The following is a 25868-nucleotide window of genomic DNA, read 5'->3' as shown; positions in this document are numbered from 1 at the left end:
GTGGCGTGGTGCCGTTGCAGTGAGCCTTGAGGTTGCCGCGCGCGCGCAAGTGGCGCGAGCGGCGCGGGCTGTAGCGGGGCGCGGTACAGGGCGCGCACAAAAAAGCCCCGCGCTGGGCGGGGCAACAGGTGCAGCAGGCGTGCGGGTCAGGCGTTGTTGCCGATGCCGGCGACGGCGGCTTCGATGGCGGCGATGGTCTGGTCGGTGAGCTGCTGGGCCTGTTCGACCTGGTTGGCGGCCATCAGTACGCGGATTTGCTCCTTGGCCGCCAGGCGGGTGGTGCGCAGCAGCTCCAGGGCGTTGGTGTAGGCCGCTGCCTCGGCGAGGATGCTGTCAGCAGCCTGCTGCGGCGTGCGGCCGTTGATGGCCCAGGCGGCAACCATCGTCGGCACTTCGCCCTGGTAGCCGGCGGCGGCGAACTGTTCAGCGGCGAGACGGGCGCGGTCGTATTCGACGGCGCGCAATGGGTCGCCGGCGACTGCGCGGCGGGCGGCGTCTGCGGCGGTGTCGATGCGGGCGCAGAGGGTTTCATCGGTGATTACGAGGGCTGGCGCTGGTACGAGGAATGGCAAGCCTGAGTCGTTGTGGGACCTAACCATTCCGGGTGCAGGGTTTGCTATGACGTCCTGGAAGGTTTTCTCGTCGATTTCAACGGCATCGCCGGGCACTGCCGAGCCGTGCACGGATGGTAGGTACGTGCAGCCTGTTGAAGCACTGTAGAGGCGCATGGGGATTCCTCAGTTGCCGATGGCAATCCAATAGTCGTTTTCGGTTAGCGGCGATGCGGCGTGTAGATAAGTGAAACCGTTCAGAGATACCGCCGGACTTGTGGCGACGGTAAGCGCGTTGGCTTGGCCGCCGTTTGTTACGCGTTGGGCAATGACCGCCCGCACGCTATTGGGGAACGCCAATGGAAATGTAACGGCCGCGCTAACGGACGCAGAAAGCGTAGCCAGGCCCCATTGAATAACCAGGCCGCCCAACCATGTCGGGAAAACCACGTAGCCGTTCTGGGCGATACTGATAGCGAATCCCAAGCGCAGCTTTTTAGGGGTGACCGCGACGTCATCCAGCGTTCCCGCATTCACCTCAGCCTGAGTACCCACGCGCAGCACGCCGCGCAGTGCTTCGGTGGCCGCTGCCGCCGCCGAACGCATGGCCTGAAACACGCGTAGCGGGGTCATACGTTTGACGTTGTTGAGGCCGGCTTCGGCTTCGGGCTGGGTGGCTACTTCGGTCTTGTACTGCGGGTGTGGGTCGGCGGCCGCCAGGTGGCCGGCCATGATCACGTCCACGTAGCTGCGGGTTGCCAGCACCACGGACGGGTCGATCTTGAGCTGAATATTGGCCGTGCCGTCGGTGATGATGTGCATGCGCACCACCTGGTTGCGGCCGTTGTTCTGTGCCAGCAGCGGCTTGTAGCTTGGGGCGCAGTTGGCCACGGCAGAGAAGACGCCGTCGACGTCCTCCAGGGCCAGCTCACGAATCCACCAACCGCCGACGTTGGGCGGCAACACCAATTCAGCGACCAGGACATTCGGGTCAGCTGGCGACACATACAGCTGGTTGAGCTGCGCCCGGTAGACCTGGTTGATCAGCTGTGTCTGGCCAGGGGCCGGCACGGGGTCTGCGCCGTTGGCGTCGCCAATCCGCATATGGGTGAGCTGCCATGGCTCGCCGAGCGCGTCGCAGTTGGTCTTTTTGGCCGCGCCCTGGGTGGTCAGGAAGCCGCCGAACTGTGTGTTTACGTCGACCATGGGTATACGTCCAATTCGTCATTGATGGTGGTGGTGACGCCAACGCGGGACTGCACGACAACGTCGATGTCTGGGGTCTGCCAGGGGTAAACGTCGAGTTCGTCACCGTCGACGACAGCAACGCCCATGTAGGCGGTGAGGTGGGTTTCGAGGCTGATGTCGAGGCCGCTGAGGTGGCGGCTGAGCGGCTTAGCGTCGTCGATCAGGAAGGTGAGCTCCTGATACATCTCTTCGGTGATGCCGGTGTCGAGTACGCCGATTTCAAGGGCAAAGGTGCCGGGGGTTCCCTCGGGTTGGGCCTGCCACCATTCCGTGACCTTGATCAGGTAACCCAGTGGCTCGACGACACGGCGCAACGCGCCGATGGTGCCTTTGTGGGCGTGGATGAAGTAGGCGGCGCGAATGGCGGCGCGCTTGGCGCTCTCGGGCCAGGCCGGCGACCAGCGATCAACCGAGAAGGCCCAGGCGAGGTATGGCAGCAGCTCGACGGGGCAGGTGTCCGGGTTCCACAGGTCGCGCAGGGGGACGGGTACGCGCTCGATCTGCGCCAGGGCCTGTGCGGCGTTGCGCTCCAGCTCGGTGGCGTTGCCAGGCAGCAGGCGGGCGGCCATTACTCGGCCACCGAGACGTTGAAGGCGGTGCAGTAGGGCGCCTGGGTGAGGGTGGCGACCACGTCTACCCAGCCCAGCAGATCCACACGGCGCACACCTTCGATGTGCAGGGCGGCGTCCAGCGCGGAGCGGTTGACCTCCATACCCAAGCGGCGACGACGGTTGACCAGGGCCAGGCCTCGGGTCAGGGCGGCGGCGCGGATCGGCTCGGCCTCGGGGCCGGCGCTGGTGAGGTGCAGCACGGCGTTGACCTGGTAGGGCAGTACCACGGCGCTTTGCACGGTGAGGCGGTCGGCGACCGGGCGGCGGTCTTCGTCCGACAGGTAAGTGTCGGTGATGGTGAGCAGCTCGGCGTCTGCTGTGCCGTCGCCCAGGGCGCTTTGCACGGTGACGACGACTTCGGCCGGCGCCGGGCTGATGGCTGTGGCGTCGGCTACGCGTCCGTCCGCGCTGCGGGCGTGAAAAATGTAGGCGTTGCGCGGGCCGGCGACGGACAGGCCTTCCATGGCCATCTGGATGCGTTCGCGCAGGCTGTCGTCTTCTTCCATGACCGCCGCCACGGGCGGTACCGCGCTGGGGTTGGCCGGGGTGATGACCAGGCGGGCAACGTTGAAGCGGGCGCCGATCTGCTCCAGGTCGGCACGCTTGGCGAAGGGCAGCAGTACGGCGAGCGCAGCTTCGTTGACGCGCTGCCGCAAGAGGGTTTCGCGGTAGGCGTTCTCCTGTAGCAGCTTGGTGAGCGGCTCGGACTCCAGGGCGAGGGTGGCGGCGACCTCTGCCTGTTGGTCGGCCGGCCAGAGGCTGATGGCGTATGCCTTGCGCTCGGCGAGGATGGCCTCGAAGTCGATGGGCTCGACGACGTTGGGCTCTGGCAGTTGGCTGAGGTCGATGGGGGTAAAGGTGATGGTCATGCGGTGGCCCCCAGGTTGATGGGCACGCGCAGGCTCATGGGCTCGTTGCTGTCGGTGACGGTGCCTTCCACGTCAAGCACGGCTTGGCCGGCAACGTCGCCAGGGGTGAGCAGTACGCGGCTGATGCGGATACGCGGCTCCCAGCGCATGAGGGCGGTGGCTACGGCGGCATACGCCTGCAGGCGGGTGGCGGCGTTGAGCGGCCAGTCCATGAGGTTGGCAAGGTGGCTGCCGTAATCGCGGCGCATGACACGGCTACCGATTGGGGTGCTGACGATGTCAGCGATGGATTGGGCCAGGTGTTGCTGGCTGGTGATTGTGCGGCCGGTGCGGGCGTTCATGCCGATCATGGTGTCGGCTCCTGGGAAACGCCGGGGCCTGGGGTAACGCCCTTGGTGCGGTGGTTGCGCAGGCTGATGTCAGCCGCGATCACGTCCTCGCTGACAGTGACCTTGCCGGTGACGTTCTGGTTGCCCTGCTGGGTGTAGTCGCCGGTGTGGTTGATCGGCCCGACGATGTTGATGCCGCCGGTGCTGGTCAGGTCGGTGATGCCGCCAGCGGGCAGGATGGCGCGCAGGTGGTGGGCGATGCTGTCGTACTCGATCACGGCGCCGTCGCGGTAAGTGCGGCGGTGCAGGCCTTCGCGGTCGCCGTTGGCCGGGTGCTGGTCGCTGCTCAGACCGGTGAGTGCCACGCCCTGTGCGAGGTTGCCGGAGGGGCTGAACAGGATGACTTGCTCGCCGACGGTGGGCGGGTCCCACTCGCGATCCTGCCCGGCGCGCAGGTTGAGCCAGGGGCGCCATGCGGTGGTGATGTGGCCGGTTTTCACACGCACGCGCGGCGGGTTGACCTGCACGGCTTCGACGGTGCCGAAGCGGATCAGGTTTTCGATTAGGCGGGCGAGTTCGGCGAGGCTGTTCATGCCGCAAATGCTGCGGCTCACGCGCACGGGGTGCACGTAACGCCCCGTGTAGCGGGGCGCGTTACAGGTAGCGGTGGGTTAAATGATGCTTCTATCGGTTAAACGCTTTTTGTTTATAAAAAACAGGCCCTGAGAGATGGCTGTCTGCTATTGCCTTTCTCACATAGCCGACAGCTGTGCCATTGGTATATACGGTGCCGCCATTTCTCCAGCCCAAGAACATCGGCCATGACTTCGGCTGAGGATGTACGGACTGAGTGTGAATAATTGATTCTTCATGTTTTTTTGCTGTTTCAGCATCTACAACCACAAAATGCTTATAGCCATCTACTACTTTATCCAAAACAGAGTGTGTTATTACGTGGCGGCATGGGATTCGTCGGCTGACAACATGCTTGAAGCCTGTCGCAATGCTTTCTAAGTTATCGGGTGACTTGATGAATATATTGGCGCGGCAATTTAAATACTGATGCTGGTTTAAGCTGTCGATGTCGCTATCGTTTTTGGTTGCAATCCAGCCCTTTTTCAATGACAAGCTATATACGTCAGCATCGTATGCAACGAAGTAGACCTCTGGGCTAAGTGGCAATAAAGCTAATGTTCCGGATCGCTCAAGCCCAAACGAGAGGCCAGCTCTCTGTGGGTTGAGGAAGTGCCATCGATTAGTGAGAATCGCAGGGTCGTCCGATGTTATGAGCGGTGTCTTACTCTTGTTGTGGATCAAGCAAACTTTGAGGTCGTGCACCTTATGCATTGCAGTTGCGAAGATCTTCATTGCAATTCGCACAGCCTCCTTAAGCTCTATTTTGTAGCCTAGGTGGGCTGCTTCTACGCTATCTATCATCGCGCTAGAAGAATCTAGCGAGCGCTTAGCTGCCGCCTCTGTGCGAAGGTACTGAAATAACCAGAACATCCTAAGAATGTCTTTCTGTTCGTCGGTAGGCTCTTGCCCGATATTGGCAAGGACTTCCTTGGATGTTGAGGCGTAGGCTCCCTCCAACGTTTGGATTGCTTGCTCCAGTTGGTCGTCCTGACCGTAAAAATAATCCCTGGAACATTGATTTTTTACAGGGGCGTTGGGGATGAATAGTTCTCTGTCTATGTTGAAGAGATTGATGGCAGTATTTTTGCCATCAACTGTAAATGGGCGCAGGTAGCACCGGGGCACGAAGTGCTGATTTTTATTAGTTGCCATTGAAGAAAGAAGTCCTTGTCACTTGACTGGGTGTTGCGCCATAGCATCTACCGCTCGGCGTATAAACTGCTGCTCAGATTGGCTGAGGCGGCGAAGGCTTTGCAATAGGGCTTGTTCTTCTGGGGTAAGGATCAGGCAGGCAATCAGGTGGCGGATGGTGTTCATGCTCACGCCCTCCGGCTCGGTTTCTGGTCGGTGCTGGCGAGCACCTGGTCGAGCTGTTCGCCGAGCAGCCAAAAGGCGCTGGCGAGGAGTTCCGGTTCCATGGGGCCTTGTTGCTCTGCTTCTGCAAAGAACTGGAGCAGGCGAAGGGTATGGCGGGTTTGGTAGAGGCGGAATTGGTCTTCTTCTGTCAGACCATAGGGGCGTGCGGACATGGGTGTAGCTCCTACGAAATGGTGCCTAAATCCGCTGCCCAAACGCCAATTTGGGTGAGCGGAACCGTGCGGGTTGGCGTACCGGTCGTAGGGCCGGCGTGCCCGAAGGCACCCACACACGGCCCGCCCATAACAGGCTTGCCATGCTGCGGACACAAAAAAACCGCGCTAAGGGCGGTTGTGTCCGCCTACGAAAACCGAGACGCCAATCTCGTGTCGCTGGACTTACAGCGACGGGGCAGAAGATAGCCCCGTCGTGCATTTCATTCAAGCCGTTTCTGATTCTGCTGGCTGCGCGGCAGGCGCCTGCTTGCGTTGGTCACGGATAAACATGGCCGTACCGTCGTAGCGCATGTTGATGTCGAACAACTCGGATGCGCGGATGAGGTCGCCCAGTTTCTGGTAACCGTAGTTGACCACTGAGAAGGAGCTGTTGTTGTGGATGTATTCCCCGACCTTGCTCAGGTGGGACCAGCCATCGTCGCCGGCCGTGCGATCTGCCGCGGTGCGGAGTAGTCGAACCATGGAGGTATCGCCGCGGAGTTCGTTGCGGGTTTTCTTCTTTGATTGCTGTTGTTCAACGGGCAGTTTTTCGTCAACCGGAATCAAATTCTCGACATAGATGAAGGAAGAGCAGGCATCGACGAAGGGCTGCGGCGTTTTCTTTTCACCGAAGCCATAAACAGGGAAGCCGCTTTCCTGCAGGCGTAGTACCAGGGGGGGTGAAGTCGCTGTCGCTGGTCATGAGAGCGAAGGCATCGACGTTCTTGCTGTAGAGCAGATCCATGGCGTCGATGATCATGGCGGAGTCGGTGGCGTTCTTGCCCTTGGTGTAGGCGAACTGCTGCATGGGGCGGATAGCACTGGGGTGGAGTTTTTCTACCCAGCCATTGAGGTGGTCGCTTTTCCAGTCCCCGTGGGCATGGCGGACGTTCACCATTCCATACTTGGCCAGCTCGTCCAGCACGCCAGAAATGGCGTTGTGGCTGACGTTGTCGCAGTCGATCAGTAGCGCGATACGTTTTTGTTGCATGGTCACTTCCTTGTACGGCAGGTAGGTACTTGCACCGTGCCACCATTGGTTGGGATTGCGCAAGGCTGTCAGCGGGCGAGGTGATCGAGTAGGCCGTCGCGGATCATTTCCAGATCGGCGCTGCTGAAACCGAGCAGCTCGCGCTTGGCGTACTGCACTTCGGCCTGGCCACGGGCTGGGCGGTCACGTAGGCCGCGCTGGTGAACCTTGGCGATGCGGGCGATGCGCCCGGTGAAGGCGATGGCGATGGAGTCCGCGGTGCTTTGCAGGCGCAGGTTTTTGGCCTGGCGTAGGCGGGTGAACATCTGGCGTTTGATGCGCCCTCGCTTGCCGCGCAATGCCTTGGCCTTGCGCGGGGCGTAGGGGGTGCCGTCCGGGTTGCGCTGGGTGGCGATGCGCTGCTGTTGGTTGCGGCGCAGGTCGCGGCCGATGCGAGTGGTGAGCTTGCGCCGCTCGGCAGGGCTGAGCTTGGCCAGCAGGACGCCGGCCCAGTCTTCCAGGGCTGCGAGGTTGTCGGTCATAGCCCGAAATCCGGCTCGGGCGGGTGGGTGACTTCGAGGCTATCGTCTGGCAGGCGTTTGACGATGACGCGCTCGGTCAGCGGCAGCGTGATGGAGAGGTCTACCAGGTCGTTAGCGAGGATGTCGGCCTCGAAGGCGATGGCGTCTTTGCCTCTCTCCAAGTTTTCGAGCAGGTCGGGCTGGTTGCGTCGTAGCCATGCCAGCAGCGGGATGGCGATGTTGTCGGGGTGGCCGGCGTAGTCGGTGATGATGATGTTGAGGGTGTAGCGATATTCGAACGAAAGCCCCGGCGCGGCGGTGGAGCGGATGTTGCCCTGGTCGATGAAGACGAGCAGCCGCTCGGGGTTCTGCGCAAGTTTTGGGTAAGCAGCGAGCAGGTGGTCGCGCAGGCTGTTGGGTTTGTTCACGGGTCAGCCCTCGGCTGCTGTTGCTGGTACTGGTAGACGGCGTCGACCTGGGCGGCGCATTCGGCCCAGGCGGCGGCCAGGTAGTCGTTGTCGTCGCTTAGGCCTTCGTTATTCTGTGGCGCCGCTGGCAGCAGGCTGCAGGGCGTTACGACGGGACAGCCAAGCACGGTAAGCGTCTGCTCCGGTAAGGGCGGGGCGCTCATGCAGCCGGCGAGCAGCATCAGGCAGAGGCTGCCGCCCCCAATCACTAAAACTCGGGTCATTGCGGCGTATCTCCTGTTTCTGGATCTGGCTGGCGGCATGCTGTTGGCGCACGTCGGCCTGTGCCGTTTGCATGCCTTGCTGGGCGATGCGCAGGGCGGCCAGCTCGCCGCCGAGGCGGACGATGCTGGCAGCCTGGCGGGCGCTGCGCTGCTTGAGTTGGTCGATAAGCTGGCCGTCGCGCTCTGCGCGTGCCGATGCGGCCTGGCTCTGCTGGTAGGTGCCCCAGAGCAGCAGGCCAAGGGCGCCGAGCAGGGCCAGGCCGTAGAGGGATTGGCGGAGGGTGGTCATGGCGACTCCAGCAGCATCTTGATGCTTGAGATGAACAGGAAAATAGCCACGGCAAGAGTGATTGAATCGTCAACGCACCTGCTTGTGTGCTTGCGTTGATAGCTACTTTGCACACGGAAAACGAGCCGGCCGATGGCCAGAGTGCTCAGAATAAGCAGGATGATAGGGATGGCGATCACGCCGCCACCTTCTGCCCACAACCGCAGTCAGCGTGCCGCTGGTAGGCGCGTTCGAGTTTCACGTCGTAGAGGTTGCGGGCGTAGGCCGGGCCGTTGTAGCGCTCGGCGAAGGCTGCCCATTTCTTGGCCTTGAGGGCTTTGTGCAGGATGGGGTCTTTCTCGATGAAGCGGACGAAGGCCTCGAACTGCTGGTTTTCGTCCTGGCTCATGAGGCGCACGAACTCGGCGACGCTGGCATAGCCGAGTCGCGTGGCGTGGTAGCCCATGATCTGGAAGGCGCCCCAGCTTGCCGACTCGTCAGCGCAGAGGGCGTCGAGCATGCGGGCCTGTGCGATGCGCTGGTGTTCGGCGGTTCCGCCGGCGTAGCCGCCCGGCTTGCGGCTGACGAGGTTGGGGTAGGTGAGGGCCAGTTGATCGGCATGGGCGACCAGGGCGGCTGCGTCGTCGCCTTTGTTGCGCACCAGGGACAGGCGAGCGTGCATGACGTGACGCTCGAACAGGGCCTTGGGCTTGCCGTTGGCCAGGAAGCCAGCGCCGGCGCTCTCGACTTCGTTGACGGCATAGACGGTGGCCAGCTCGACGCCGAGGCGCGCAGCGGCGGCCACTAGGGTGGCGTTGCTGAGCAGCTTGGTGCAGTCGGCGCCGGCCAGGGCGGCGAGGGTCTTCTCGCCGGCGCGGCCGTCGACTACAAGGCCTTTCTTGAGCTGGTAGGCGCGGACGGCTTTCTCGGTTATGTCGCCGAAGTCGCCGTCGACCAGCAGATCGGCACCGTTGGCGTTGAGGGCCTTTTGCAGGGCAATGACGACCTGGCCTTTGGAACCGTGTGCGAGGGTGGTGGGTTTGTTCATAGGGTGTCTACCTTGCGTGCTGCGAGTTTGTTGAGGCCGGCGCGCACGCCGTCGGCGCCGATGAGGCCGACCATGCCGCCGAAGAAGGGCGCGACTTCTGGGGGCATACCGAACAGCGGTAGGCCGTTGCTCAGCGCCAGGGTGATCAGGCCGCAGATAAAGCCCTCGCCGAGGGCGCGGCGAATGCTGCCGCCGTTGTAGATGAGGCGGGCCGCGCCGAGGGTGGCCGACAACATGGCGGCGTAGACCAGGGGGTGATGGTGTTCCAGCCAGGCGAGCAGTAGCGCCCAGGTTTCAGGACGGTCAGGCATGTTTGGCATCCGTGCATTCCTCGGCTAGCGAGTGGGCTAGCTGCACGAACGGCAGCCGGTTGATGCGGTGCACGGTTTCACCGAGCAGCACCGGGCTGTAGCGCTGGCCGATGCCGGTAAAGCCCAGGGCGACTGCGCAGAACTCGCTACAGAACATGCGGCGCTCGCTGTGCAGGCCGCTGCCCAGCAGTTGGCTCAGGAAGATGCCGGCCCAGTCGTAGCCTTTGCCTTCGTGATTCTCGAAGACCGCCTCAATCGTGCGGACGTTGGCCCAGGGCACCGGGAGCAGCTCCCAGTGTTCGGGCTTGTAGTCGATGCGCTTGGCGCGGACGCCGCCGTCCATGGCCGAGGCGGACAGCCAGCGGCCGTCGGGCATGACCAGTTCGCAGTGGCTGTAGATGGAGCCCGTCCATGCGCGGATAAGGGCGTTGAACAGTTGGCCCTTGCCCTTGTACAGGGCGAGGGTGACGATGCCGGGTTTCAGTTCCATAGGTTCACCACTTGCGGCTGTTCGGCTTGCGGGGCAGCTTCGGGCAGGTTCACGGCGGTGCCGTGGGGGATGATCGGGCCGAGGTCGGCCAGGCCTGGGTTGGCGTCGAGCACGGCTTCGGTAACGCCGGCCGTGCGGCCGTAGTAGTCCCAGCAGATGCTGTCGACGGTGTCGCCCTGGGCGGCGATGACGGTGGGCATCAGAGCACCTCCACGGTGCTCTGGCTCTCGCCGAGGATGTTGCGCAGTGCCCAGCGGGCGTCGCGGCGGAGCTGGTCGGGGCTGGTTTCTTCTTCGGTGACTTTCTGCGCGCCGCTGTTGGTGGCGTCGTAGCTGCGGTACCGCTCGATCAGTTCGGCCAGGGCGCGGCAATAGACGATGCGGCGATAGAGGTGCAGCACTTGGCTTTCGCCTTTGATCTTCTCGGCCGGTACGTCGGCCAGGGTGGCGTGGCCTTCGGCCTGGCGGGCGGTGCGGTAGTCGGCCAGTTCGCGGTTGGCCTCGATCATGGCGTTGACGGTGGCCACTTCTAGGCGGTCGTCGGTGACGCTGGAGTCGATACGCATGGCGGCGCGCAGCTTTTGGCCGTCGATGGCGGGCCAGAACTCGGCGTTGCTGATGGGGTACGGGGCGTTTGGGGTGCCGCCCGCTACGAACGCGCTCATGGTCGCCTCGGAATTAGTCGGCGGTGGTCGGGGCGTCACAGCTTGGGAATGAGTTACCAGCTGATCAGCCCCGAGCCGCCGGGTGCGTGGGACGCTCGGTTAGCCGTTGTCGGCGTGTTTCTTGAGGAGGCGGTCGACGCGCTCCATATCCTTTTTGGCGCCGCAGGCGCTGTACAGGCTGATGGCCTTGCTCAGGTATTCCTTGGCGTTGACGAGGTTGCCCAGGTCTTCGCCGCTGGCATCGTCCTTGACCTTGAGCGCGTACAGACGACCGATGGCCAGCATGAGCTTGGCGCGGGCGGCGTCTGGCATGTCGTGGCGGGCGGTGAGTTCGTTGGCCTGCAGGGTTATTTCAATGTCGAAGCCGTTGCCGGCCTTGAGGGCGCGGAGGGCGGCTTCGGCGATCTCTTCGGCAACCACACAACCGGTGGTGCGGTTGAAGCGCTCGGGCATTTTCAGCGCGTGCTGGAGCACATAGGCCGCAGCCTCCAGCCCGCCGATGAAGTCGCCAGCGTCGAAGCGCCAGAGCATGACGGTGACGAAGACTTCGTCTTGCGCGCCCTTGCCGCCGGCGAGCACGCCGGCAACGTAGTCGGCGTATTCGGGCAGCATCTCGGCCTTGAGTAGCGCTTTGTTCTGGTTGGACTGCACCTGTTTCAGGCGCAAGTTATCCTGTTGCAGCTTGGCGAGCATGAGCTCGTAGGTGGTGAGCCCGTCCATGAGCGCCGGTGGTGCGGTGCGTGCCGATTCCGCTTCGGCACGCTTGCGCAGTTGGGTGCGTTGGGCAAGGGATGCCATGGCTTAGACCTTCTCGATGTTCTCGACCAGGGCGACGGCGCCGAAGTCTTCGATGACATAGGCCTCGTTCGAGGATTGGTAGTCGGCGACCTGATCGAAGTCCGGCTCGTCACGGATGTGGCGACGGCGCTTGCCGCTCTGGACGTAGAGGGACAGGTTGCTCAGCGGGGTGATGAGTACGCCGCCGTCGATGAAGAACGGGGCGTCGTGCTCGATGGGCAGGCCGCCCAGGCGACCCTTGGTGACCACTTCGTCGGCGGCGTTTTCTTCGACGTTGGACGCGGCGCCTTTCTCGACTGCCCGCAGCTGCTTTTCGTGCAGTAGTTGCGGGTCAACGATCACGACCAGGTCTTTGCGTTTGCGGTGCCACGGGTCCAGCAACTGGATGGCGTCGAACACCAGGCCGTCGAGGGTTTGGTAGTCGTCGGTGCCAGTCGGATTGGCGGCGCTCTTTACATTCGGGCCGATGCGCACTTTGCCAGCCGTTGCGCCTTCGTTGATAACGCGGTCGGGAGCGCGCAGACGAATTTTTTCCAGCCAGCCGATGTTCACGTCTTCCAGCATCGGGTTGGCGTCGAGGTCGGTGTCATCCGCCACGCTGGTGCCGTTGAAGCCGATCATGATGCGATCCAGGCCCTGCTGCACAGCGATGGAGCTGGACAGCATGGTCTGGAACTCGGGGAACTTGGCCCAGGCGTCGAGCTTTGCGTAGGGGAAGGCGGTGTCGAAGTTGGTTTTCTTACAGGCGTAGGTGTCTTTGCTCAGGGCGCTGACATCGCGCGGCTGACGCTTCTTGCCGGTTGTCGGGTTGGTTTTGGTACGGCTGGCAGTCGGGCCGTTGACGCCGAGCAGGATGGCCTCACCTTCGGGTTCGTCGACCGGGATGATGTTGATTTTGGTCAGGAAACGGTTGGATTCCTGGATCGCTTTTTCCAGCTTCTGCGCCGGGGTCGGGGCGACGGTAAAGGTTTCCGTGGCCGATTCGACCTCGTTGATTTTCGCCTGGGTGGCAAGGTAGCCGTTGAAGGCGATGCGGGTGTTCTTCTGCATGGTGTTACTCCGAACTGGTGGCGTGGTGGCGGCTGTTGATCAGTACTCGGCGACGACTTGGGCGTTGCCGCCGGGGTTGACCGGCCGCTGGGGTTGCTGGCTGTGGTCTTCGGTTTCGCTGAGGCGCTTGACCAGGTCGGCGACCTCGGTAGCCAGCTTGTCGTGGGCTGCCTGGAGCTTGTCGTGGGCGGTCTGCACGCTGGCGAAGGCGTCGGCCTGCTTGGCGCCGTGCTCGGCCAAGCTTTCGATCATTTCGCCCAGTTCGGCGAAGTGAGCGGCGTCCTTGCCTTCCTTTTCCTTGCTCAGTTTCAGCAGTTCGCTGAGGCGGGTTTTCAGGCCGGCGAACATGCTGGGGGTGTCGTCGATTTCCTCGAACTCAAGGGCCGTTTCTTCGGCAGCGGAGAAGAGGTTGTCTTTGTCCTGTTTGCGGTTGGCCAGGGTGCCGTTCTTGGCACTGAACTGGAGCATCTCGGTGCCCAGGCTGGCGGGGCTGTCGGTGATGGCCAGGCCGACCAGGTATGCCTTGCCGGTGTCGGCGAACTTGGGGTTGACCTCAATGGAGGTGTAAACCTTCTGCCCCTTCTTGTTCAGCTCGATCAGGGTGTCGGTGGGCACCATCTGGGCGAACAGGGCCAGTTTCTTCTTGCCGTCAATGTCGACCTCTTCGGCCTTGAGGGCGACAACGTCGCCGTATGCGCCGAAGTCGCTACCCGGCCAGACGCCGCGCAGGTGCTCACAATTCAGGCGAGCGCCGTAGGTATTGGGGCTGTACTGCTGGGCCATCTCCTGAATCCATTGGCGCTCGATGTTGCGGCCATCGGTGGTGGCGCCTTCGACGGCAATGCGGGTCCATTTGGAGACGGTTTTCTTGGTGGCGGCCATGCGGGGTGATCCTCGGTGCGGGTTTCGCGTTGAGGGCATGGTCGGCAGGCTGGGCACAGGCGGCAACGCGCTGAGCCTGTAGCGGGGCGCGGTACAGGGCGTGCTGGTAGGGGCTCGCGCGCGTGAGCGTCAGCATCGGCGCCATGAATGCCATCGTTGATTTGCCCACCGATCACCGCCGCCACGCCAAGCACTTGTACTGGCAGGGCTATCGCGTGTGCGAAATCGCCGAGCTGATCGGCGAGAAAGAAAAGACCCTGCACAGCTGGAAAACCCGCGACGAGTGGGACAGGGCCACGCCGCTGGAGCGTATCCAGGCCGCCACCGAAGCGCGGTTGGTGCAGCTGATCCTGAAAGACCCGAAGTCGGGAGCCGACTACAAGGAAATCGACCTGCTGCACCGCCAGTTGGAGCGGCAGGCGCGGATTGATCGCTTCCAGAAGGGCGGCACCGAGGCCGAGCTAAACCCGGAACTGGACAAGCGCAATGCCGGGCCGAAGCGTAAGCCGAAGCGCAACGACATTACCGAGGAACAGACCGAGAAGCTGGTCGAGGCCTTCCTTGAAGGGTGCTTCGATTACCAGCTCGACTGGCACCGGGCGGGCAACCAGCGCACGCGGGTCATCCTGAAAAGTCGCCAGATCGGCGCCACGTTCTACTTCGCACGCGAGGCGCTGATCGATGCGCTGATCACTGGGCGTAACCAGATTTTCCTGTCTGCGTCGAAGGCGCAGGCGCATATCTTCAAGGCGTATATCCAGGCCTTCGCGCGGGATGTGGTGGGGGTGGATCTGGCTGGCGATCCGATCATCTTGCCGAACGGCGCCGAGCTGCATTTCCTGGGGACGAACGCGCGCACCGCCCAGGGCTACCACGGCAATTTCTACTTCGACGAGTTCTTCTGGACGTTCAAATTCCAGGAGCTGAACAAGGTCGCCAGCGGCATGGCGATGCAGAAGCGCTACCGCCGGACGTACTTCTCGACGCCGAGCAGCATGGCGCATGAGGCGTACACCTTCTGGACGGGCGAGCGGTTCAACAAGGGCAAGCCGTCGGCCGAGCATATCAACCTGGATGTGAGCCACGCGGAGCTACAGCAGGGTCGGCTGTGCGAGGACTCGATCTGGCGCCAGATCGTGACGATTCTGGATGCGGCCGAGGGCGGCTGCGACCTCTTCGACATCGACGAGTTGCGGCGCGAATACGACGCGGCGGCGTTCCAGAACCTGCTGATGTGCCAGTTCGTCGACGACGGGGCGAGCATCTTCCCGCTGAGCATGCTTCAGAGCGGCATGGTGGATAGCTGGGTCGATTGGGATGACTTCAAACCGCTGGAGATGCGCCCGTTTGGCTCGCGCCAAGTGTGGCTTGGCTATGACCCTGCGGAGAGCGGCGACTCGGCCGGCTTGGTGGTGGTGGCGCCGCCGGCGGTACCGGGCGGGAAATTCCGCATCCTGGAGCGCCACCAGTTTAAGGGCATGGACTTCGACAGCCAGGCCAGGACGATTCAGAAGGTTACCCAGCGCTATTGGGTGACCTATATCGGCATCGACACCACCGGTATCGGCAGCGCAGTGGCGCAGCTGGTGCGCCAGTTCTTCCCCGGCCTGACGACGTTCAGCTACAGCCCCGAGGTGAAAACGCGCCTGGTGATGAAGGCGTGGCATGTGATCAGCCAGGGCCGCCTTGAGTTCGACGCTGGCTGGACGGACATGGCGCAGTCGCTGATGGCGATTCGCAAGACGGTTACGCCGGGCGGGCGGCAGTTCACCTACACAGCCGGCCGCAACGACAACACAGGCCACGCCGACTTGGCGTGGGCGCTGTTCCACGCTTTGCACAACGAGCCCCTGGAAGGCCAGACAGCCGCCAACACGGGCGTTATGGAGTTCTATTGATGAGCAACGAGACAATCACTGAGCAGCCGGCCGCCAGCGTGCCCGGTGGCATGGCTTTTACCTTCGGTGAGCCTACTGCGGTGCTCGATGGTCGTGACTTCCTGGATTACCTGGAGTGCTACGCCAACGGACGCTGGTACGAGCCCCCCGTCTCTCTGGACAACCTGGCGAAGGCCTCGAAAGCGGGCATCTACTTGCCGTCTGGCCTGGTGTTCAAGCGCAACGCGCTGTCACGGACTTTCATTCCGCACAAGCTGTTGAGCCGGGCTGCGTTCGAGCAGATCGTCACGGACTGGGGGTGGTCGGGCAATCTGTACCTTGAGAAGCGCAACAACATGCTGCGGCAGGCGCTGGGGCTGTTGCCGTGCATGGCCAAGTACATGCGTCGCGGTGTGGATCTCGATACCTACTACCAGGTGCGGGGCTGGAAAGACGAACACGAGTTCAAGCGCGGCAGCGTGTGTCACCTTCGGGAAGCCGACATCAATCAGGAGATTTACGGGCTGCCGGAGTGGCTGCCGGCCCTGCAAAGCGCGCTGTTGAATGAGGCGGCCACGCTATTCCGGCGTAAGTATTTCGCCAACGGTTCGCATGCTGGGTTCATCCTGTACATGACCGACGCGGCCTTCGACGAAAACTACGTCAAGGACTTGCGCAAGGCGATGCGCGACAGCAAGGGGCCGGGCAACTTCCGCAACCTGTTCATGTACGCACCGAACGGCAAGAAAGACGGCATCCAACTGATCCCAATCAGTGAGGTGGCGGCCAAGGATGACTTCGGCGCAATCAAGAACATCAGCCGCGACGACCTGCTAGGCATGCTGCGCGTTTACCCGCAGTTGATGGGCATTGTTCCGCAGAACTCCGGCGGGTTCGGCTCGCTGCGGGAGGCGTCAGAGATGTGGGCCGTCAACGAACTGGAGCCGGTGCAAGCCAGGCTCGCGCAGATCAACGATTGGCTGGGTGAAGAGGTGGTGAAGTTCAAGCCCTACGAGCCTCCCAGCAGCGCCGCCAGCTAACTACAGCGCAGATGCACGAAAGCCGCCCATGAGGCGGCTTTTTTGTGCCTGCGGATCGGGGAGGGCAGCCAGCGCCCCGCCATGGTGGTCGGGAGCTGCTGCCCAGGTGTTGGCTGCGGGTACTGACCCCGGCGCGCGCCCTCGTCCCCACGCCACGCCTCCGGTCTAAATGTGGTGCTTTTTCTTCACCCCTGCGGACTACTCCAGACGGCCCAGGCCGGGGGCGACATACAGGATTCAGGCTGTGCCCGAACCCTGCGAATCCCTGCGGCGGCGGCCTCATGCAAGGGCGTTTAGGCGCCTTCCTGCTCAAGCTGGCTGAGACGGTATCTGGAATGGGTAATTTTGGTAATGAGGTGGTCTGGCAGCGCTGGAGGCCCCGAAAATACTGCGCTTGCGCGATTACCTTGGCGGGTAATTTGGGGTAATGGTTAAGGTAATTTTTATGCAAGTTGCTGATTTAAAAGGGTTTTAATTTTGAATTTTCTGACCAGTCCAAAGGGTAATCTCCTAACCTTTTGATTACTGATTTATTACCTTTCTGACTTACATATAACCCATTGAAAACACTGTGGTTCAGCTGCTTCAAGCCGTCGAAATTACCAAAATTACCTTTTTCCTTGGCCTCACCATAAAAATGTGTAGAATCCCGCCGCCTGCGGTGCTGAGCACCTGTGCTCGTTTTCATTGGGAACAAGCTGGGAACAGATTCACGCTCACACACGCGCAACCATTCACGTGAATCAAGGCCTCCAGGCTAGTCGCGGGGGTAGTGGTGAGTTCGAGTCTCTCCGTCCGCACCATCTTTATATAGCCCCTCCCGACTGCCGCCTGCTTCTAGGGTGACTTCTGCACATTGACCCTCTAGAATGCTTGGCCTTGATTCGGGGCCGGTTCGAGCCGGCTTATGTCTGTGCAACGAGGAATATCCATGCAAGTTTCTGTTGAAAGCACTTCTGCTCTTGAGCGCCGCATGACCGTCGGCGTACCCGTCGAGCGCATCGAGACCGAAGTCAACAAGCGTCTGCAGCAGACTGCCCGTCGTGCCAAGGTTCCTGGCTTCCGTCCTGGCAAGGTGCCGATGAGCGTGATTCGTCAGCGTTACGAAGACGCTGCCCGTCAGGAAGCACTGGGCGACCTGATCCAGGCTACTTTCTACGAGGCCGTGGTCGAGCAGAAGCTGAACCCGGCCGGCGCTCCGGCTGTAGAGCCTAAGTCCTTCGAGAAGGGCAAAGATCTGGAATACGTCGCTACCTTCGAAGTGTTCCCTGAGTTTCAGGTTTCTGGCTTCGACACCATCGCCATTGAGCGTCTCGACGCCGATGTAGCTGACAGCGACGTCGACAACATGCTCGACATCCTGCGCAAGCAGAACACCCGTTTCGAAACTGTTGAGCGTGCTGCCGAGAATGGCGATCAGCTGAACATCGACTTCGTTGGCAAGATCGACGGCGAGGCCTTCGCTGGCGGTAGCGCCAAGGGCACCCAGCTGGTGCTGGGCTCCGGTCGCATGATTCCGGGCTTCGAAGACGCCCTGGTCGGTGTCAAGGCTGGCGAAGAGCGCGTGATCAACCCGACCTTTCCAGAGGACTACCAGAACCTCGATCTGGCCGGCAAAACCGCCGAGTTCACTGTTACCGTGAACAGCGTCTCCGCTCCGCAACTGCCTGAGCTGAACGACGAGTTCTTCGCTCTGTTCGGTATCAAGGAAGGTGGTCTGGAAGGTTTCCGTGCCGAAGTTCGCAAGAACATGGAGCGCGAGCTGCGTCAGGCCATCAAATCCAAGGTCAAGAACCAGGTAATGGACGGCCTGCTGGCTGCCAATCCGGTCGAAGTGCCGAAAGCGCTGATTGGTAACGAAGTGAATCGTCTGCGCGTGCAGGCCGTTCAGCAATTCGGTGGCAACATCAAGCCTGATCAACTGCCGGCCGAACTGTTCGAAGAGCAAGCCAAGCGCCGTGTCGTGCTGGGCCTGATCGTCGCTGAAGTGGTCAAGCAGTTCGAGCTCAAGCCGGATGAAGCCCGTGTGCGCGAGCTGATCGAAGAGATGGCCTCTGCTTACCAAGAGCCGGAGCAGGTAGTTGCCTGGTACTACAAGAACGACCAGCAAATGAACGAAGTACGTTCGGTTGTACTGGAAGAGCAAGTTGTAGATACTGTTCTGCAGAAGGCCAACGTGACCGATAAAGCGGTTTCCTACGAGGACGCAGTCAAGCCGGCGGAAGCTCCTAAAGCCGACTGATCTCGTAACCCCGTTCGAGTACACCACCATAAGCCAGCCTCCGTGCTGGCTTATGCGTATTTGAGACATGACTATTAGGGAGTGAGCGCAAGACATGTCCCGCAATCCTTTTATGCAAAACATGCCTGAAATCCAGGCCGCTGGCGGCCTGGTGCCGATGGTCATCGAGCAATCCGCTCGTGGCGAGCGTGCCTATGACATCTATTCGCGCCTGCTCAAGGAGCGCGTGATCTTTCTGGTTGGCCAGGTCGAGGACTACATGGCCAACCTGATCTGCGCCCAGTTGCTGTTCCTGGAAGCAGAGAACCCTGACAAGGACATCCATCTGTACATCAACTCGCCGGGCGGTTCTGTGACTGCCGGCATGGCGATCTACGACACCATGCAGTTCATCAAGGCGGATGTCTCCACTACCTGCATCGGTCAGGCCTGCAGCATGGGCGCTTTCCTGCTGGCTGGTGGCGCCAAGGGCAAGCGTTTCTGCCTGCCTAACTCGCGCGTGATGATTCACCAGCCGTTGGGCGGCTTTCAGGGCCAGGCTTCGGATATCGATATCCATGCCCGTGAAATCCTGTTCATTCGCCAGCGTTTGAATGAGTTGTTGGCCCACCACACTGGCCAGGATCTGGAAACCATCGAGCGCGACACCAACCGTGACTACTTCATGAGCGCTCCGCGTGCCGTCGAGTACGGTCTCGTTGATGCCGTTCATGAAAAGCGGCAAATGCCGGTCTAGGTGAGGTTTTGCACGCGGGCATCGATCACGAGCGCGAGCCGCGCCCTTGAAAATGCCCGCATTTGCCTTCATCTTGTGTTTCAAGCCTACCGTATTGGATTGATCGAATGACTGATACCCGTAACGGCGAGGACAACGGCAAACTGCTTTATTGCTCCTTCTGCGGCAAAAGCCAGCATGAAGTGCGCAAATTGATCGCCGGTCCTTCCGTCTTCATCTGCGACGAGTGCGTCGACCTGTGCAATGACATCATCCGCGAGGAGGTGCAGGAAGCCCAGGCCGAGAGCAACGCGCACAAATTGCCAGCTCCCAAGGAGATCAGTGGCATCCTCGATCAGTACGTGATCGGCCAGGAGCGGGCGAAGAAGGTGCTTTCGGTTGCTGTATACAACCACTACAAGCGCCTGAACCAGCGTGATAAGAAAGATGATGTCGAGCTGGGCAAGAGCAACATCCTGCTCATCGGCCCGACTGGCTCGGGCAAGACGCTGCTGGCAGAAACCCTGGCGCGCCTGCTCAATGTGCCGTTCACCATCGCCGATGCCACCACCCTGACCGAAGCTGGTTATGTGGGTGAGGACGTCGAGAACATCATTCAGAAGCTGCTGCAGAAGTGCGATTACGATGTCGAGAAGGCCCAGATGGGTATCGTCTACATCGATGAGATCGACAAAATCTCGCGCAAATCCGACAACCCGTCGATCACCCGTGACGTGTCGGGTGAGGGCGTGCAGCAGGCGCTGCTCAAGCTGATCGAAGGCACCGTGGCTTCGGTTCCGCCGCAAGGCGGGCGCAAGCATCCACAGCAGGAGTTCCTGCAGGTGGATACGCGTAACATCCTGTTCATCTGCGGCGGTGCATTCGCCGGGCTGGAGAAAGTTATTCAGGCTCGCTCCACCAAGGGTGGCATCGGTTTCGGTGCAGAAGTGCGCAGCAAGCAAGAGGGCAAGAAGATCGGCGAGTCTCTACGTGAGGTCGAGCCGGACGATCTAGTTAAGTTCGGCCTGATTCCTGAGTTCGTTGGTCGCCTGCCGGTCATCGCAACGCTGGAAGAATTGGATGAGGCTGCTTTGGTGCAGATTCTCACCGAGCCGAAGAATGCGCTGACCAAGCAGTATGCCAAGCTGTTCGAGATGGAAGGCGTTGATCTGGAGTTCCGTCCAGATGCGCTGAAGTCCGTGGCGCAGAAGGCACTGGAGCGCAAGACCGGTGCTCGTGGTCTGCGTTCGATCCTTGAGGGCATTTTGCTCGACACCATGTACGAGATCCCGTCCCAGCAGGACGTGAGCAAGGTGGTGATCGACGAAAGCGTGATCGAAGGCACCTCCAAGCCGCTGTTGATCTACGAGAACAGCGAGCCGCCCGCAAAGGCCGCGCCAGACGCGTAGCCGAGCTGTTACATGACGCAAAGAAGGGGCCTGATGGGCCCCTTCGCTTTTATGGACTTTGCGCTTGTTTTTTACGGGAGCTACCCCCATCTTAAAAGCCAAGGGTAATCCCGCCTGTTTACGGCCTTATGGCCGCCGCTGAGCCGAAATCATGAAGACAACCATCGAATTGCCTCTCCTGCCATTGCGCGATGTAGTGGTCTATCCGCACATGGTCATCCCGCTTTTCGTCGGGCGTGAGAAATCCATCGAGGCCCTCGAGGCTGCGATGACGGGCGACAAACAGATTCTGCTGGTGGCCCAGAAGAATCCTGCGGTCGATGATCCGGATGATCAGGATCTTTATCGTGTCGGCACCGTTGCCACCGTCCTGCAGCTGCTCAAGCTGCCCGATGGCACCGTCAAGGTGCTGGTCGAGGGTGAGCAACGGGGCGCCATCGAGCGTTTCATCGAAATCGACGATCACTGCCGCGCTGAAGTGCAATTGATCGAAGAGGGTGAAACCGCAGAGCGCGAGTCAGAAGTATTTACTCGCAGCCTGCTCAGTCAGTTCGAGCAATACGTGCAGTTGGGCAAGAAGGTGCCAGCCGAAGTGCTGTCGTCGCTCAACAGCATCGATGAGCCTAGCCGTCTGGTTGACACCATGGCTGCACACATGGCGCTGAAGATCGAGCAGAAGCAGGAAATTCTCGAAATTACCTCGCTGTCCGCCCGCGTCGAGCACGTGCTGTCGCTACTGGATGCCGAAATCGATCTGCTGCAGGTCGAGAAGCGCATCCGTGGCCGAGTGAAGAAGCAGATGGAGCGCAGTCAGCGCGAGTACTACCTGAATGAGCAGATGAAGGCCATTCAGAAGGAGCTGGGCGACATCGATGAGGGCCATAACGAGCTCGATGAACTGCGCAAGCGCATCGACAACGCAGGTCTGTCGAAGGAGGCGCTGACCAAGGCCAATGCTGAGCTGAACAAGCTCAAGCAGATGTCGCCGATGTCCGCCGAAGCCACCGTGGTACGCTCCTACATCGACTGGCTGGTGAATGTGCCGTGGAAGGCAGAGAGCAAGGTGCGCCTGGATCTGGCGCGTGCCGAGAGCATTCTCGATGCCGATCATTACGGGCTTGAAGAGGTCAAGGAGCGCATCCTCGAGTATCTCGCCGTGCAGAAGCGGGTGAAGAAGCTCAAGGGCCCGGTGCTGTGTCTGGTTGGCCCGCCCGGCGTGGGCAAGACCTCGCTGGCCGAGTCCATCGCTACCGCGACCAACCGCAAGTTCGTGCGTATGGCGCTCGGTGGTGTGCGTGACGAAGCCGAGATTCGTGGTCACCGTCGTACCTACATCGGTTCGATGCCGGGTCGTCTGATTCAGAAGATGACCAAGGTTGGTGTGCGCAATCCGTTGTTCCTGCTCGACGAAATCGACAAGATGGGCCAGGACATGCGCGGCGATCCTGCCTCGGCGCTGCTCGAAGTTCTCGACCCCGAACAGAATCACAACTTCAACGATCACTACCTGGAGGTCGATTACGATCTGTCGGATGTGATGTTCCTCTGCACGGCCAACTCGATGAACATCCCTGGTCCGCTGCTGGATCGTATGGAAATCATCCGTCTGCCGGGCTACACCGAGGATGAGAAGGTCAACATTGCCATCAAGTACCTGGCGCCCAAGCAGATACAGGCCAATGGTCTGAAAAAGGGCGAGCTGGAGCTTGAGGAATCGGCGATTCGCGACATCATTCGTTACTACACGCGCGAAGCTGGCGTGCGCAGTCTGGAGCGGCAAATTGCCAAGGTATGCCGCAAAGTGGTCAAGGAGCACGTGCGCGAGAAGCGTTTCCAGGTCACGGTGACTGCTGATTCGCTGGAACACTTCCTGGGCGTGCGCAAGCACCGCTATGGCCTTGCCGAGCAGCAGGATCAGATCGGTCAGGTGACAGGATTGGCCTGGACGCAGGTGGGGGGCGAGCTGCTCACCATCGAGACCGCAGTGGTACCTGGCAAGGGCAATCTGATCAAGACCGGCTCGCTGGGTGATGTCATGGCAGAGTCGATGACGGCCGCCATGACAGTGGTGCGCAGTCGGGCGAAAAGCCTGGGGATCCCAGCAGACTTCAACGAGAAGCGCGACGTTCACATCCATATGCCCGAAGGTGCCACACCCAAGGATGGCCCGAGTGCAGGCATTGGTTTGTGCACGGCACTGGTTTCGGCGTTGACGCAGATTCCGGTTCGGGCCGACGTTGCCATGACCGGCGAGATCACCTTGCGAGGTCAGGTGCTGGCCATTGGCGGGCTCAAGGAAAAATTGTTAGCTGCGCACCGCGGTGGGATCAAGACGGTGATCATTCCGGAAGAAAATGTGCGTGATCTGAAAGAAATTCCGGAAAATATTAAGCAAGACCTGCAGATTAAACCGGTTAAATGGATTGACGAGGTCCTGCAAATTGCGCTGCAATACGCCCCGGAGCCCTTGCCCGATGCGGCTCCCGAGATGGTTGCAACGGATGACAAACGCGAGTCTGATTCCAAGGAGCGAATTAGCACGCATTAGCCGGGGGGCTTCCTTGACACAATTTTTGAGCCCTTGTTATAAAGCGGCTCTTATTGTGTCAGCAGGCCATCCAGCACCCGCTTTGCTTACACTAAAAATCAAGAAACAAACTCAACAGAAATAAGGGGACTTAGAGTGAACAAGTCGGAACTGATCGATGCCATCGCTGCATCTGCTGATATCCCGAAAGCTGTTGCTGGCCGCGCGCTGGATGCAGTGATTGAATCCGTCACTGGCGCTCTGAAGGCTGGTGATTCCGTTGTACTGGTTGGTTTCGGTACTTTCGCTGTCAAAGAGCGCGCTGCCCGCACCGGTCGCAACCCGCAGACTGGCAAGCCGATCAGCATCGCTGCTGCCAAGATCCCGGGCTTCAAAGCTGGCAAGGCTCTGAAAGACGCCGTTAACTAAGCGTCTTCCGGGTTTGCCTCGCCGTCAGGCTGGTTCTGGCGGTTGTTAGGAGGCAGGGCAGGTAGTCGCAGACTCCGCTGCACTGACCGCTTAACACGTTACGAGAAGGCGCATCCAAGGATGCGCCTTTCTTCTATCTGGACATTACCCACACTGCGCGGCTGGTGAGTCTGTACGGTCGTTCTGGGGGAAGCATGCTGCAAAACATCAGGGACAATTCACGCGGTTGGATTGCCAAAATCATTATTGGCCTCATCGTCATGCTGATGGCCTTTACCGGTTTCGAAGCCATCGTCACGGGTACCAGCAATCGCAACAATGCGGCGGACGTGAACGGTGACAACATTACTCTCGACGAGCTGAACCGGGCCGTCGAGATGCAGCGCCGTCAATTGCTGCAACAGCTGGGGCGTGATTTCGATGCCTCGCTGCTCGATGAGAAGCTGCTGCGCGAGGCTTCGCTCAAAGGGCTGATCGATCGCAAGTTGCTGCTGCAGGCAGCCGGCGATGCGGATTTCGCCTTTTCAGAAGGCGCTTTGGATCAGGTCATTTTGCAAACGCCTGAATTCCAGACCGATGGCCGATTCGATGCTGCGCGCTTCGATCAGGTGATCCGTCAGATGGGGTACAGCCGCCTGCAATTCCGTCAGATGCTGAAAGAGGAAATGCTGATTGGCCAACTGCGTGCCGGGCTCGGTGCCAGCAGTTTCGTGACTGAGCAAGAAGCGCGTGCTTTCGCCAATCTGGAGCGTCAGACCCGTGATTTTGCCAGCCGTACGATCAAGGCTGACCCTGCCTCTGTCGAGCTGACCGATAGCGATGTCAACGCTTATTACGACGAGCACGCCAGCGAGTTCATGAGCCCTGAGCAAGTGGTGCTGGAATACGTCGCACTGGAAAAGGACAGTTTCTTCGACCAGGTCGAGGTCACTGACGAAGAGCTGCAGCCGCTGTATCAGAATGAAATCGCCAACCTGGCCGAGCAACGCCAGGCTGCGCATATTCTGATCGAGGGCGATGACGAAGCGGCACAGAAGAAGATCGAAGAGATCAAGGCGCGTGTCGATGCCGGCGAGGATTTCGCTGCGTTGGCCAAGGAGTTCTCCCAGGATCCGGGTTCCGCTGCCGGTGGTGGCGATCTGGGCTACGCCGGGCGCGGTGTCTATGATCCGGCCTTCGAAGAGGCGTTGTACGCGCTGCAGAAAGACCAGGTTTCCGAGCCGGTGCAGAGCGAGTTCGGTTGGCACCTGATCAAGCTGCTCGGCGTCCAGGCTCCGGAAGTGCCAAGCTTCGACAGTCTCAAGGACAAGCTGGCGCGTGACTTCAAGACTCAGCAGGTCGAACTGCGTTTCGTCGAAGCGACCAAACAATTGGAAGATGCTGCGTTCGAGGCGTCCGATCTGGTGCAGCCAGCGCAGGAGCTTGGCTTGACCGTCAAGGTCACCGAACCATTCGGTCGTGAAGGTGGTGCCACCGGCATCACTGCCAACCGCCAGGTTCTGCAGGCGGCATTCAGCCCGGAAGTGCTGGAAGACGGCACCAACAGTTCTGCCATCGAGCTGGATCCAAGCACCGTGGTGGTTGTGCGGGTCAAGGAACACAACAAGCCCGAGCAGTTGCCGCTGGAGCAGGTGGCCGAGAGCATTCGTAACCACCTACTGCAGGAGCGCGCGAGTGCTGCTGCCAAGGCCGAGGGTGAGAAGCTGCTGGCAGCGGTTCAGGCTGGTGAAACCGAGGCCGAAGGCTGGCAGGTACAGGAAGCGGCTACGCGTAGCCAGGATGGCGTCGAGCCCAAGGTGTTGCAGGCGCTGTTCCGTATGCCCAAGCCTGCCAAGGCCGGTGAGCCGACCTTTGCTGGTGTGACTCTGAACAATGGCGACTATGTCGTGTTGCGTCTGGATGGCGTGAATGTGCCTGAAGAGGGGCTGGCCGATGAGGAGCTTGCCATGTACCGCAACTTCCTCGCATCGCGTGCTGGCCAGCAGGACTTCGCTGCTTTGCGCAAGCAGCTGGAAGCCAAGGCTGATATAGAGCGCTTCTAAGGCTCAGGGAGCGCCGCACTGCAGGCGCTCTTTCGAGGCAATAAAAAACCGCACAGTGTGCGGTTTTTTATTGCCTGCC

31 protein-coding genes are annotated in these 25868 nt (G+C 60.8%); 8 read left to right on the top strand and 23 right to left on the bottom strand.

All coding sequences use genetic code 11. The features are described 5' to 3' along the window. Positions 1-146: 146 nt before the first annotated feature. From C7A17_RS24315 to C7A17_RS24215, 23 genes are all read right to left on the bottom strand, one after another. Positions 147-572 carry a phage tail protein gene (locus C7A17_RS24315; RefSeq protein ID WP_106741567.1) on the bottom strand — a complete coding sequence of 142 codons (426 nt, stop codon included), beginning with the start codon at positions 570-572 and terminating at the stop codon, positions 147-149. 165 nt (positions 573-737) lie between these two features. Further along, the gene (locus tag C7A17_RS27165) at positions 738-1757 is read right to left on the bottom strand and encodes a phage tail protein (protein WP_234035853.1); all 1020 of its coding nucleotides are present in this window, start codon (positions 1755-1757) and stop codon (positions 738-740) included. Beyond that, complete coding sequence (locus tag C7A17_RS24305) at positions 1745-2368, bottom strand: phage tail protein I (protein WP_106741565.1); 624 nt, start codon at positions 2366-2368, stop codon at positions 1745-1747. The genes C7A17_RS27165 and C7A17_RS24305 overlap by 13 nt, the downstream gene beginning before the upstream one ends. Further along, positions 2368-3279, bottom strand: a complete 912-nt coding sequence (locus C7A17_RS24300; RefSeq protein WP_106741563.1) for a baseplate J/gp47 family protein — start codon at positions 3277-3279, stop codon at positions 2368-2370. The genes C7A17_RS24305 and C7A17_RS24300 overlap by 1 nt, the downstream gene beginning before the upstream one ends. Continuing rightward, complete coding sequence (locus tag C7A17_RS24295; RefSeq protein WP_106741560.1) at positions 3276-3629, bottom strand: GPW/gp25 family protein; 354 nt, start codon at positions 3627-3629, stop codon at positions 3276-3278. The genes C7A17_RS24300 and C7A17_RS24295 overlap by 4 nt, the downstream gene beginning before the upstream one ends. Next, positions 3626-4201 carry a phage baseplate assembly protein V gene (locus tag C7A17_RS24290; RefSeq protein ID WP_106741558.1) on the bottom strand — a complete coding sequence of 192 codons (576 nt, stop codon included), beginning with the start codon at positions 4199-4201 and terminating at the stop codon, positions 3626-3628. Before C7A17_RS24290 ends, C7A17_RS24295 begins: the two co-directional genes overlap by 4 nt. Positions 4202-4292: 91 nt before the next feature. Further along, on the bottom strand, positions 4293-5396 hold the full coding sequence (locus C7A17_RS24285; RefSeq protein ID WP_106741555.1) for a DUF4238 domain-containing protein: 1104 nt from the start codon (positions 5394-5396) through the stop codon (positions 4293-4295). An 18-nt stretch (positions 5397-5414) separates the two neighbouring features. Beyond that, positions 5415-5561, bottom strand: coding sequence for a hypothetical protein (locus C7A17_RS26985; protein ID WP_199796370.1), 147 nt, complete (start codon positions 5559-5561; stop codon positions 5415-5417). 2 nt (positions 5562-5563) lie between these two features. Further along, complete coding sequence (locus C7A17_RS24280) at positions 5564-5773, bottom strand: hypothetical protein (protein ID WP_106741552.1); 210 nt, start codon at positions 5771-5773, stop codon at positions 5564-5566. A 267-nt stretch (positions 5774-6040) separates the two neighbouring features. Then, positions 6041-6298: an OST-HTH/LOTUS domain-containing protein gene (locus C7A17_RS27160; protein ID WP_234035852.1), complete on the bottom strand. Its 258-nt coding sequence runs from the start codon at positions 6296-6298 to the stop codon at positions 6041-6043. A 142-nt stretch (positions 6299-6440) separates the two neighbouring features. After that, positions 6441-6806, bottom strand: coding sequence for an NYN domain-containing protein (locus C7A17_RS27155; protein WP_234035851.1), 366 nt, complete (start codon positions 6804-6806; stop codon positions 6441-6443). 68 nt (positions 6807-6874) lie between these two features. Next, positions 6875-7327 carry a phage virion morphogenesis protein gene (locus tag C7A17_RS24270; protein WP_106741550.1) on the bottom strand — a complete coding sequence of 151 codons (453 nt, stop codon included), beginning with the start codon at positions 7325-7327 and terminating at the stop codon, positions 6875-6877. Next, a complete protein-coding gene (locus C7A17_RS24265) occupies positions 7324-7734 on the bottom strand; it encodes a phage tail protein (RefSeq protein WP_106741547.1) in 411 nt (136 codons plus the stop codon). Before C7A17_RS24265 ends, C7A17_RS24270 begins: the two co-directional genes overlap by 4 nt. Next, on the bottom strand, positions 7731-7937 hold the full coding sequence (gene lysC, locus C7A17_RS27150; RefSeq protein WP_394337055.1) for an Rz1-like lysis system protein LysC: 207 nt from the start codon (positions 7935-7937) through the stop codon (positions 7731-7733). Before lysC ends, C7A17_RS24265 begins: the two co-directional genes overlap by 4 nt. Then, positions 7843-8286 (bottom strand): DUF2570 domain-containing protein, encoded by a 444-nt coding sequence (locus C7A17_RS27360; protein WP_106741544.1) that lies wholly within the window; start codon positions 8284-8286, stop codon positions 7843-7845. Before C7A17_RS27360 ends, lysC begins: the two co-directional genes overlap by 95 nt. A 175-nt stretch (positions 8287-8461) precedes the next feature. Further along, positions 8462-9313 carry an N-acetylmuramidase domain-containing protein gene (locus tag C7A17_RS24250; RefSeq protein ID WP_106741540.1) on the bottom strand — a complete coding sequence of 284 codons (852 nt, stop codon included), beginning with the start codon at positions 9311-9313 and terminating at the stop codon, positions 8462-8464. After that, positions 9310-9624, bottom strand: a complete 315-nt coding sequence (locus tag C7A17_RS24245) for a phage holin, lambda family (protein ID WP_106741537.1) — start codon at positions 9622-9624, stop codon at positions 9310-9312. The genes C7A17_RS24250 and C7A17_RS24245 overlap by 4 nt, the downstream gene beginning before the upstream one ends. After that, entirely contained in the window at positions 9617-10114 is a 498-nt protein-coding gene (locus C7A17_RS24240) for a hypothetical protein (protein ID WP_106741535.1), read from the bottom strand. The genes C7A17_RS24245 and C7A17_RS24240 overlap by 8 nt, the downstream gene beginning before the upstream one ends. Then, the gene (locus C7A17_RS24235) at positions 10105-10314 is read right to left on the bottom strand and encodes a tail protein X (RefSeq protein WP_106741532.1); all 210 of its coding nucleotides are present in this window, start codon (positions 10312-10314) and stop codon (positions 10105-10107) included. The genes C7A17_RS24240 and C7A17_RS24235 overlap by 10 nt, the downstream gene beginning before the upstream one ends. After that, on the bottom strand, positions 10314-10778 hold the full coding sequence (locus C7A17_RS24230; protein WP_106741529.1) for a head completion/stabilization protein: 465 nt from the start codon (positions 10776-10778) through the stop codon (positions 10314-10316). Before C7A17_RS24230 ends, C7A17_RS24235 begins: the two co-directional genes overlap by 1 nt. A 99-nt stretch (positions 10779-10877) precedes the next feature. Then, positions 10878-11576: a phage terminase small subunit gene (gene gpM / locus C7A17_RS24225; protein ID WP_106741527.1), complete on the bottom strand. Its 699-nt coding sequence runs from the start codon at positions 11574-11576 to the stop codon at positions 10878-10880. Positions 11577-11579: 3 nt separating this feature from the next. Then, positions 11580-12626, bottom strand: a complete 1047-nt coding sequence (locus tag C7A17_RS24220; protein ID WP_106741525.1) for a phage major capsid protein, P2 family — start codon at positions 12624-12626, stop codon at positions 11580-11582. A gap of 39 nt (positions 12627-12665) precedes the next feature. Next, complete coding sequence (locus C7A17_RS24215; RefSeq protein ID WP_106741522.1) at positions 12666-13508, bottom strand: GPO family capsid scaffolding protein; 843 nt, start codon at positions 13506-13508, stop codon at positions 12666-12668. Between the two features lie 143 nt (positions 13509-13651). Between C7A17_RS24215 and C7A17_RS24210 the strand changes: the two genes are divergently transcribed. The 8 genes from C7A17_RS24210 (at position 13652) to C7A17_RS24175 (ending at position 25789) form a co-directional block, all read left to right on the top strand. Next, positions 13652-15406 (top strand): terminase ATPase subunit family protein, encoded by a 1755-nt coding sequence (locus C7A17_RS24210; RefSeq protein ID WP_106743151.1) that lies wholly within the window; start codon positions 13652-13654, stop codon positions 15404-15406. Beyond that, positions 15406-16425 carry a phage portal protein gene (locus tag C7A17_RS24205; RefSeq protein WP_106741520.1) on the top strand — a complete coding sequence of 340 codons (1020 nt, stop codon included), beginning with the start codon at positions 15406-15408 and terminating at the stop codon, positions 16423-16425. The genes C7A17_RS24210 and C7A17_RS24205 overlap by 1 nt, the downstream gene beginning before the upstream one ends. 931 nt (positions 16426-17356) lie before the next feature. Then, complete coding sequence (gene tig / locus C7A17_RS24200) at positions 17357-18667, top strand: trigger factor (protein WP_106741518.1); 1311 nt, start codon at positions 17357-17359, stop codon at positions 18665-18667. Positions 18668-18761: 94 nt separating this feature from the next. Next, positions 18762-19403, top strand: coding sequence for an ATP-dependent Clp endopeptidase proteolytic subunit ClpP (gene clpP / locus C7A17_RS24195; protein ID WP_106741516.1), 642 nt, complete (start codon positions 18762-18764; stop codon positions 19401-19403). 107 nt (positions 19404-19510) lie between these two features. Then, positions 19511-20791 (top strand): ATP-dependent Clp protease ATP-binding subunit ClpX, encoded by a 1281-nt coding sequence (clpX, locus tag C7A17_RS24190; protein ID WP_106741513.1) that lies wholly within the window; start codon positions 19511-19513, stop codon positions 20789-20791. Between the two features lie 151 nt (positions 20792-20942). Next, positions 20943-23339 carry an endopeptidase La gene (gene lon, locus C7A17_RS24185; RefSeq protein WP_106741510.1) on the top strand — a complete coding sequence of 799 codons (2397 nt, stop codon included), beginning with the start codon at positions 20943-20945 and terminating at the stop codon, positions 23337-23339. A 135-nt stretch (positions 23340-23474) separates the two neighbouring features. Then, a complete protein-coding gene (gene hupB / locus C7A17_RS24180; RefSeq protein WP_003239952.1) occupies positions 23475-23747 on the top strand; it encodes a nucleoid-associated protein HU-beta in 273 nt (90 codons plus the stop codon). 194 nt (positions 23748-23941) lie between these two features. After that, positions 23942-25789 (top strand): SurA N-terminal domain-containing protein, encoded by a 1848-nt coding sequence (locus C7A17_RS24175; protein WP_106741507.1) that lies wholly within the window; start codon positions 23942-23944, stop codon positions 25787-25789. The last annotated feature ends 79 nt before the right edge of the window (positions 25790-25868 follow it).

The organism is Pseudomonas mendocina, from assembly GCF_003008615.1.
In the GTDB taxonomy this organism is placed as follows: domain Bacteria; phylum Pseudomonadota; class Gammaproteobacteria; order Pseudomonadales; family Pseudomonadaceae; genus Aquipseudomonas; species Aquipseudomonas mendocina_C.
The sequence above is the reverse complement of the archived record's forward strand: the minus strand, read 5'-3'. Positions and strand labels throughout refer to the sequence as shown.

Bases quoted from the DNA above. Each gene is read 5' to 3' on its own strand.
- C7A17_RS27165 (WP_234035853.1), bottom strand. From the start codon at position 1,757: ATGGTCGACGTAAACACACAGTTCGGCGGCTTCCTGACCACCCAGGGC.
- C7A17_RS24305 (WP_106741565.1), bottom strand. From the start codon at position 2,368: ATGGCCGCCCGCCTGCTGCCTGGCAACGCCACCGAGCTGGAGCGCAAC.
- C7A17_RS24300 (WP_106741563.1), bottom strand. From the start codon at position 3,279: ATGACCATCACCTTTACCCCCATCGACCTCAGCCAACTGCCAGAGCCC.
- C7A17_RS24295 (WP_106741560.1), bottom strand. From the start codon at position 3,629: ATGATCGGCATGAACGCCCGCACCGGCCGCACAATCACCAGCCAGCAA.
- C7A17_RS24290 (WP_106741558.1), bottom strand. From the start codon at position 4,201: ATGAACAGCCTCGCCGAACTCGCCCGCCTAATCGAAAACCTGATCCGC.
- C7A17_RS24285 (WP_106741555.1), bottom strand. From the start codon at position 5,396: ATGGCAACTAATAAAAATCAGCACTTCGTGCCCCGGTGCTACCTGCGC.
- C7A17_RS26985 (WP_199796370.1), bottom strand. From the start codon at position 5,561: ATGAACACCATCCGCCACCTGATTGCCTGCCTGATCCTTACCCCAGAA.
- C7A17_RS24280 (WP_106741552.1), bottom strand. From the start codon at position 5,773: ATGTCCGCACGCCCCTATGGTCTGACAGAAGAAGACCAATTCCGCCTC.
- C7A17_RS27160 (WP_234035852.1), bottom strand. From the start codon at position 6,298: ATGGTTCGACTACTCCGCACCGCGGCAGATCGCACGGCCGGCGACGAT.
- C7A17_RS27155 (WP_234035851.1), bottom strand. From the start codon at position 6,806: ATGCAACAAAAACGTATCGCGCTACTGATCGACTGCGACAACGTCAGC.
- C7A17_RS24270 (WP_106741550.1), bottom strand. From the start codon at position 7,327: ATGACCGACAACCTCGCAGCCCTGGAAGACTGGGCCGGCGTCCTGCTG.
- lysC (WP_394337055.1), bottom strand. From the start codon at position 7,937: ATGAGCGCCCCGCCCTTACCGGAGCAGACGCTTACCGTGCTTGGCTGT.
- C7A17_RS27360 (WP_106741544.1), bottom strand. From the start codon at position 8,286: ATGACCACCCTCCGCCAATCCCTCTACGGCCTGGCCCTGCTCGGCGCC.
- C7A17_RS24250 (WP_106741540.1), bottom strand. From the start codon at position 9,313: ATGAACAAACCCACCACCCTCGCACACGGTTCCAAAGGCCAGGTCGTC.
- C7A17_RS24245 (WP_106741537.1), bottom strand. From the start codon at position 9,624: ATGCCTGACCGTCCTGAAACCTGGGCGCTACTGCTCGCCTGGCTGGAA.
- C7A17_RS24240 (WP_106741535.1), bottom strand. From the start codon at position 10,114: ATGGAACTGAAACCCGGCATCGTCACCCTCGCCCTGTACAAGGGCAAG.
- C7A17_RS24235 (WP_106741532.1), bottom strand. From the start codon at position 10,314: ATGCCCACCGTCATCGCCGCCCAGGGCGACACCGTCGACAGCATCTGC.
- C7A17_RS24230 (WP_106741529.1), bottom strand. From the start codon at position 10,778: ATGAGCGCGTTCGTAGCGGGCGGCACCCCAAACGCCCCGTACCCCATC.
- gpM (WP_106741527.1), bottom strand. From the start codon at position 11,576: ATGGCATCCCTTGCCCAACGCACCCAACTGCGCAAGCGTGCCGAAGCG.
- C7A17_RS24220 (WP_106741525.1), bottom strand. From the start codon at position 12,626: ATGCAGAAGAACACCCGCATCGCCTTCAACGGCTACCTTGCCACCCAG.
- C7A17_RS24215 (WP_106741522.1), bottom strand. From the start codon at position 13,508: ATGGCCGCCACCAAGAAAACCGTCTCCAAATGGACCCGCATTGCCGTC.
- C7A17_RS24210 (WP_106743151.1), top strand. From the start codon at position 13,652: ATGAATGCCATCGTTGATTTGCCCACCGATCACCGCCGCCACGCCAAG.
- C7A17_RS24205 (WP_106741520.1), top strand. From the start codon at position 15,406: ATGAGCAACGAGACAATCACTGAGCAGCCGGCCGCCAGCGTGCCCGGT.
- tig (WP_106741518.1), top strand. From the start codon at position 17,357: ATGCAAGTTTCTGTTGAAAGCACTTCTGCTCTTGAGCGCCGCATGACC.
- clpP (WP_106741516.1), top strand. From the start codon at position 18,762: ATGTCCCGCAATCCTTTTATGCAAAACATGCCTGAAATCCAGGCCGCT.
- clpX (WP_106741513.1), top strand. From the start codon at position 19,511: ATGACTGATACCCGTAACGGCGAGGACAACGGCAAACTGCTTTATTGC.
- lon (WP_106741510.1), top strand. From the start codon at position 20,943: ATGAAGACAACCATCGAATTGCCTCTCCTGCCATTGCGCGATGTAGTG.
- C7A17_RS24175 (WP_106741507.1), top strand. From the start codon at position 23,942: ATGCTGCAAAACATCAGGGACAATTCACGCGGTTGGATTGCCAAAATC.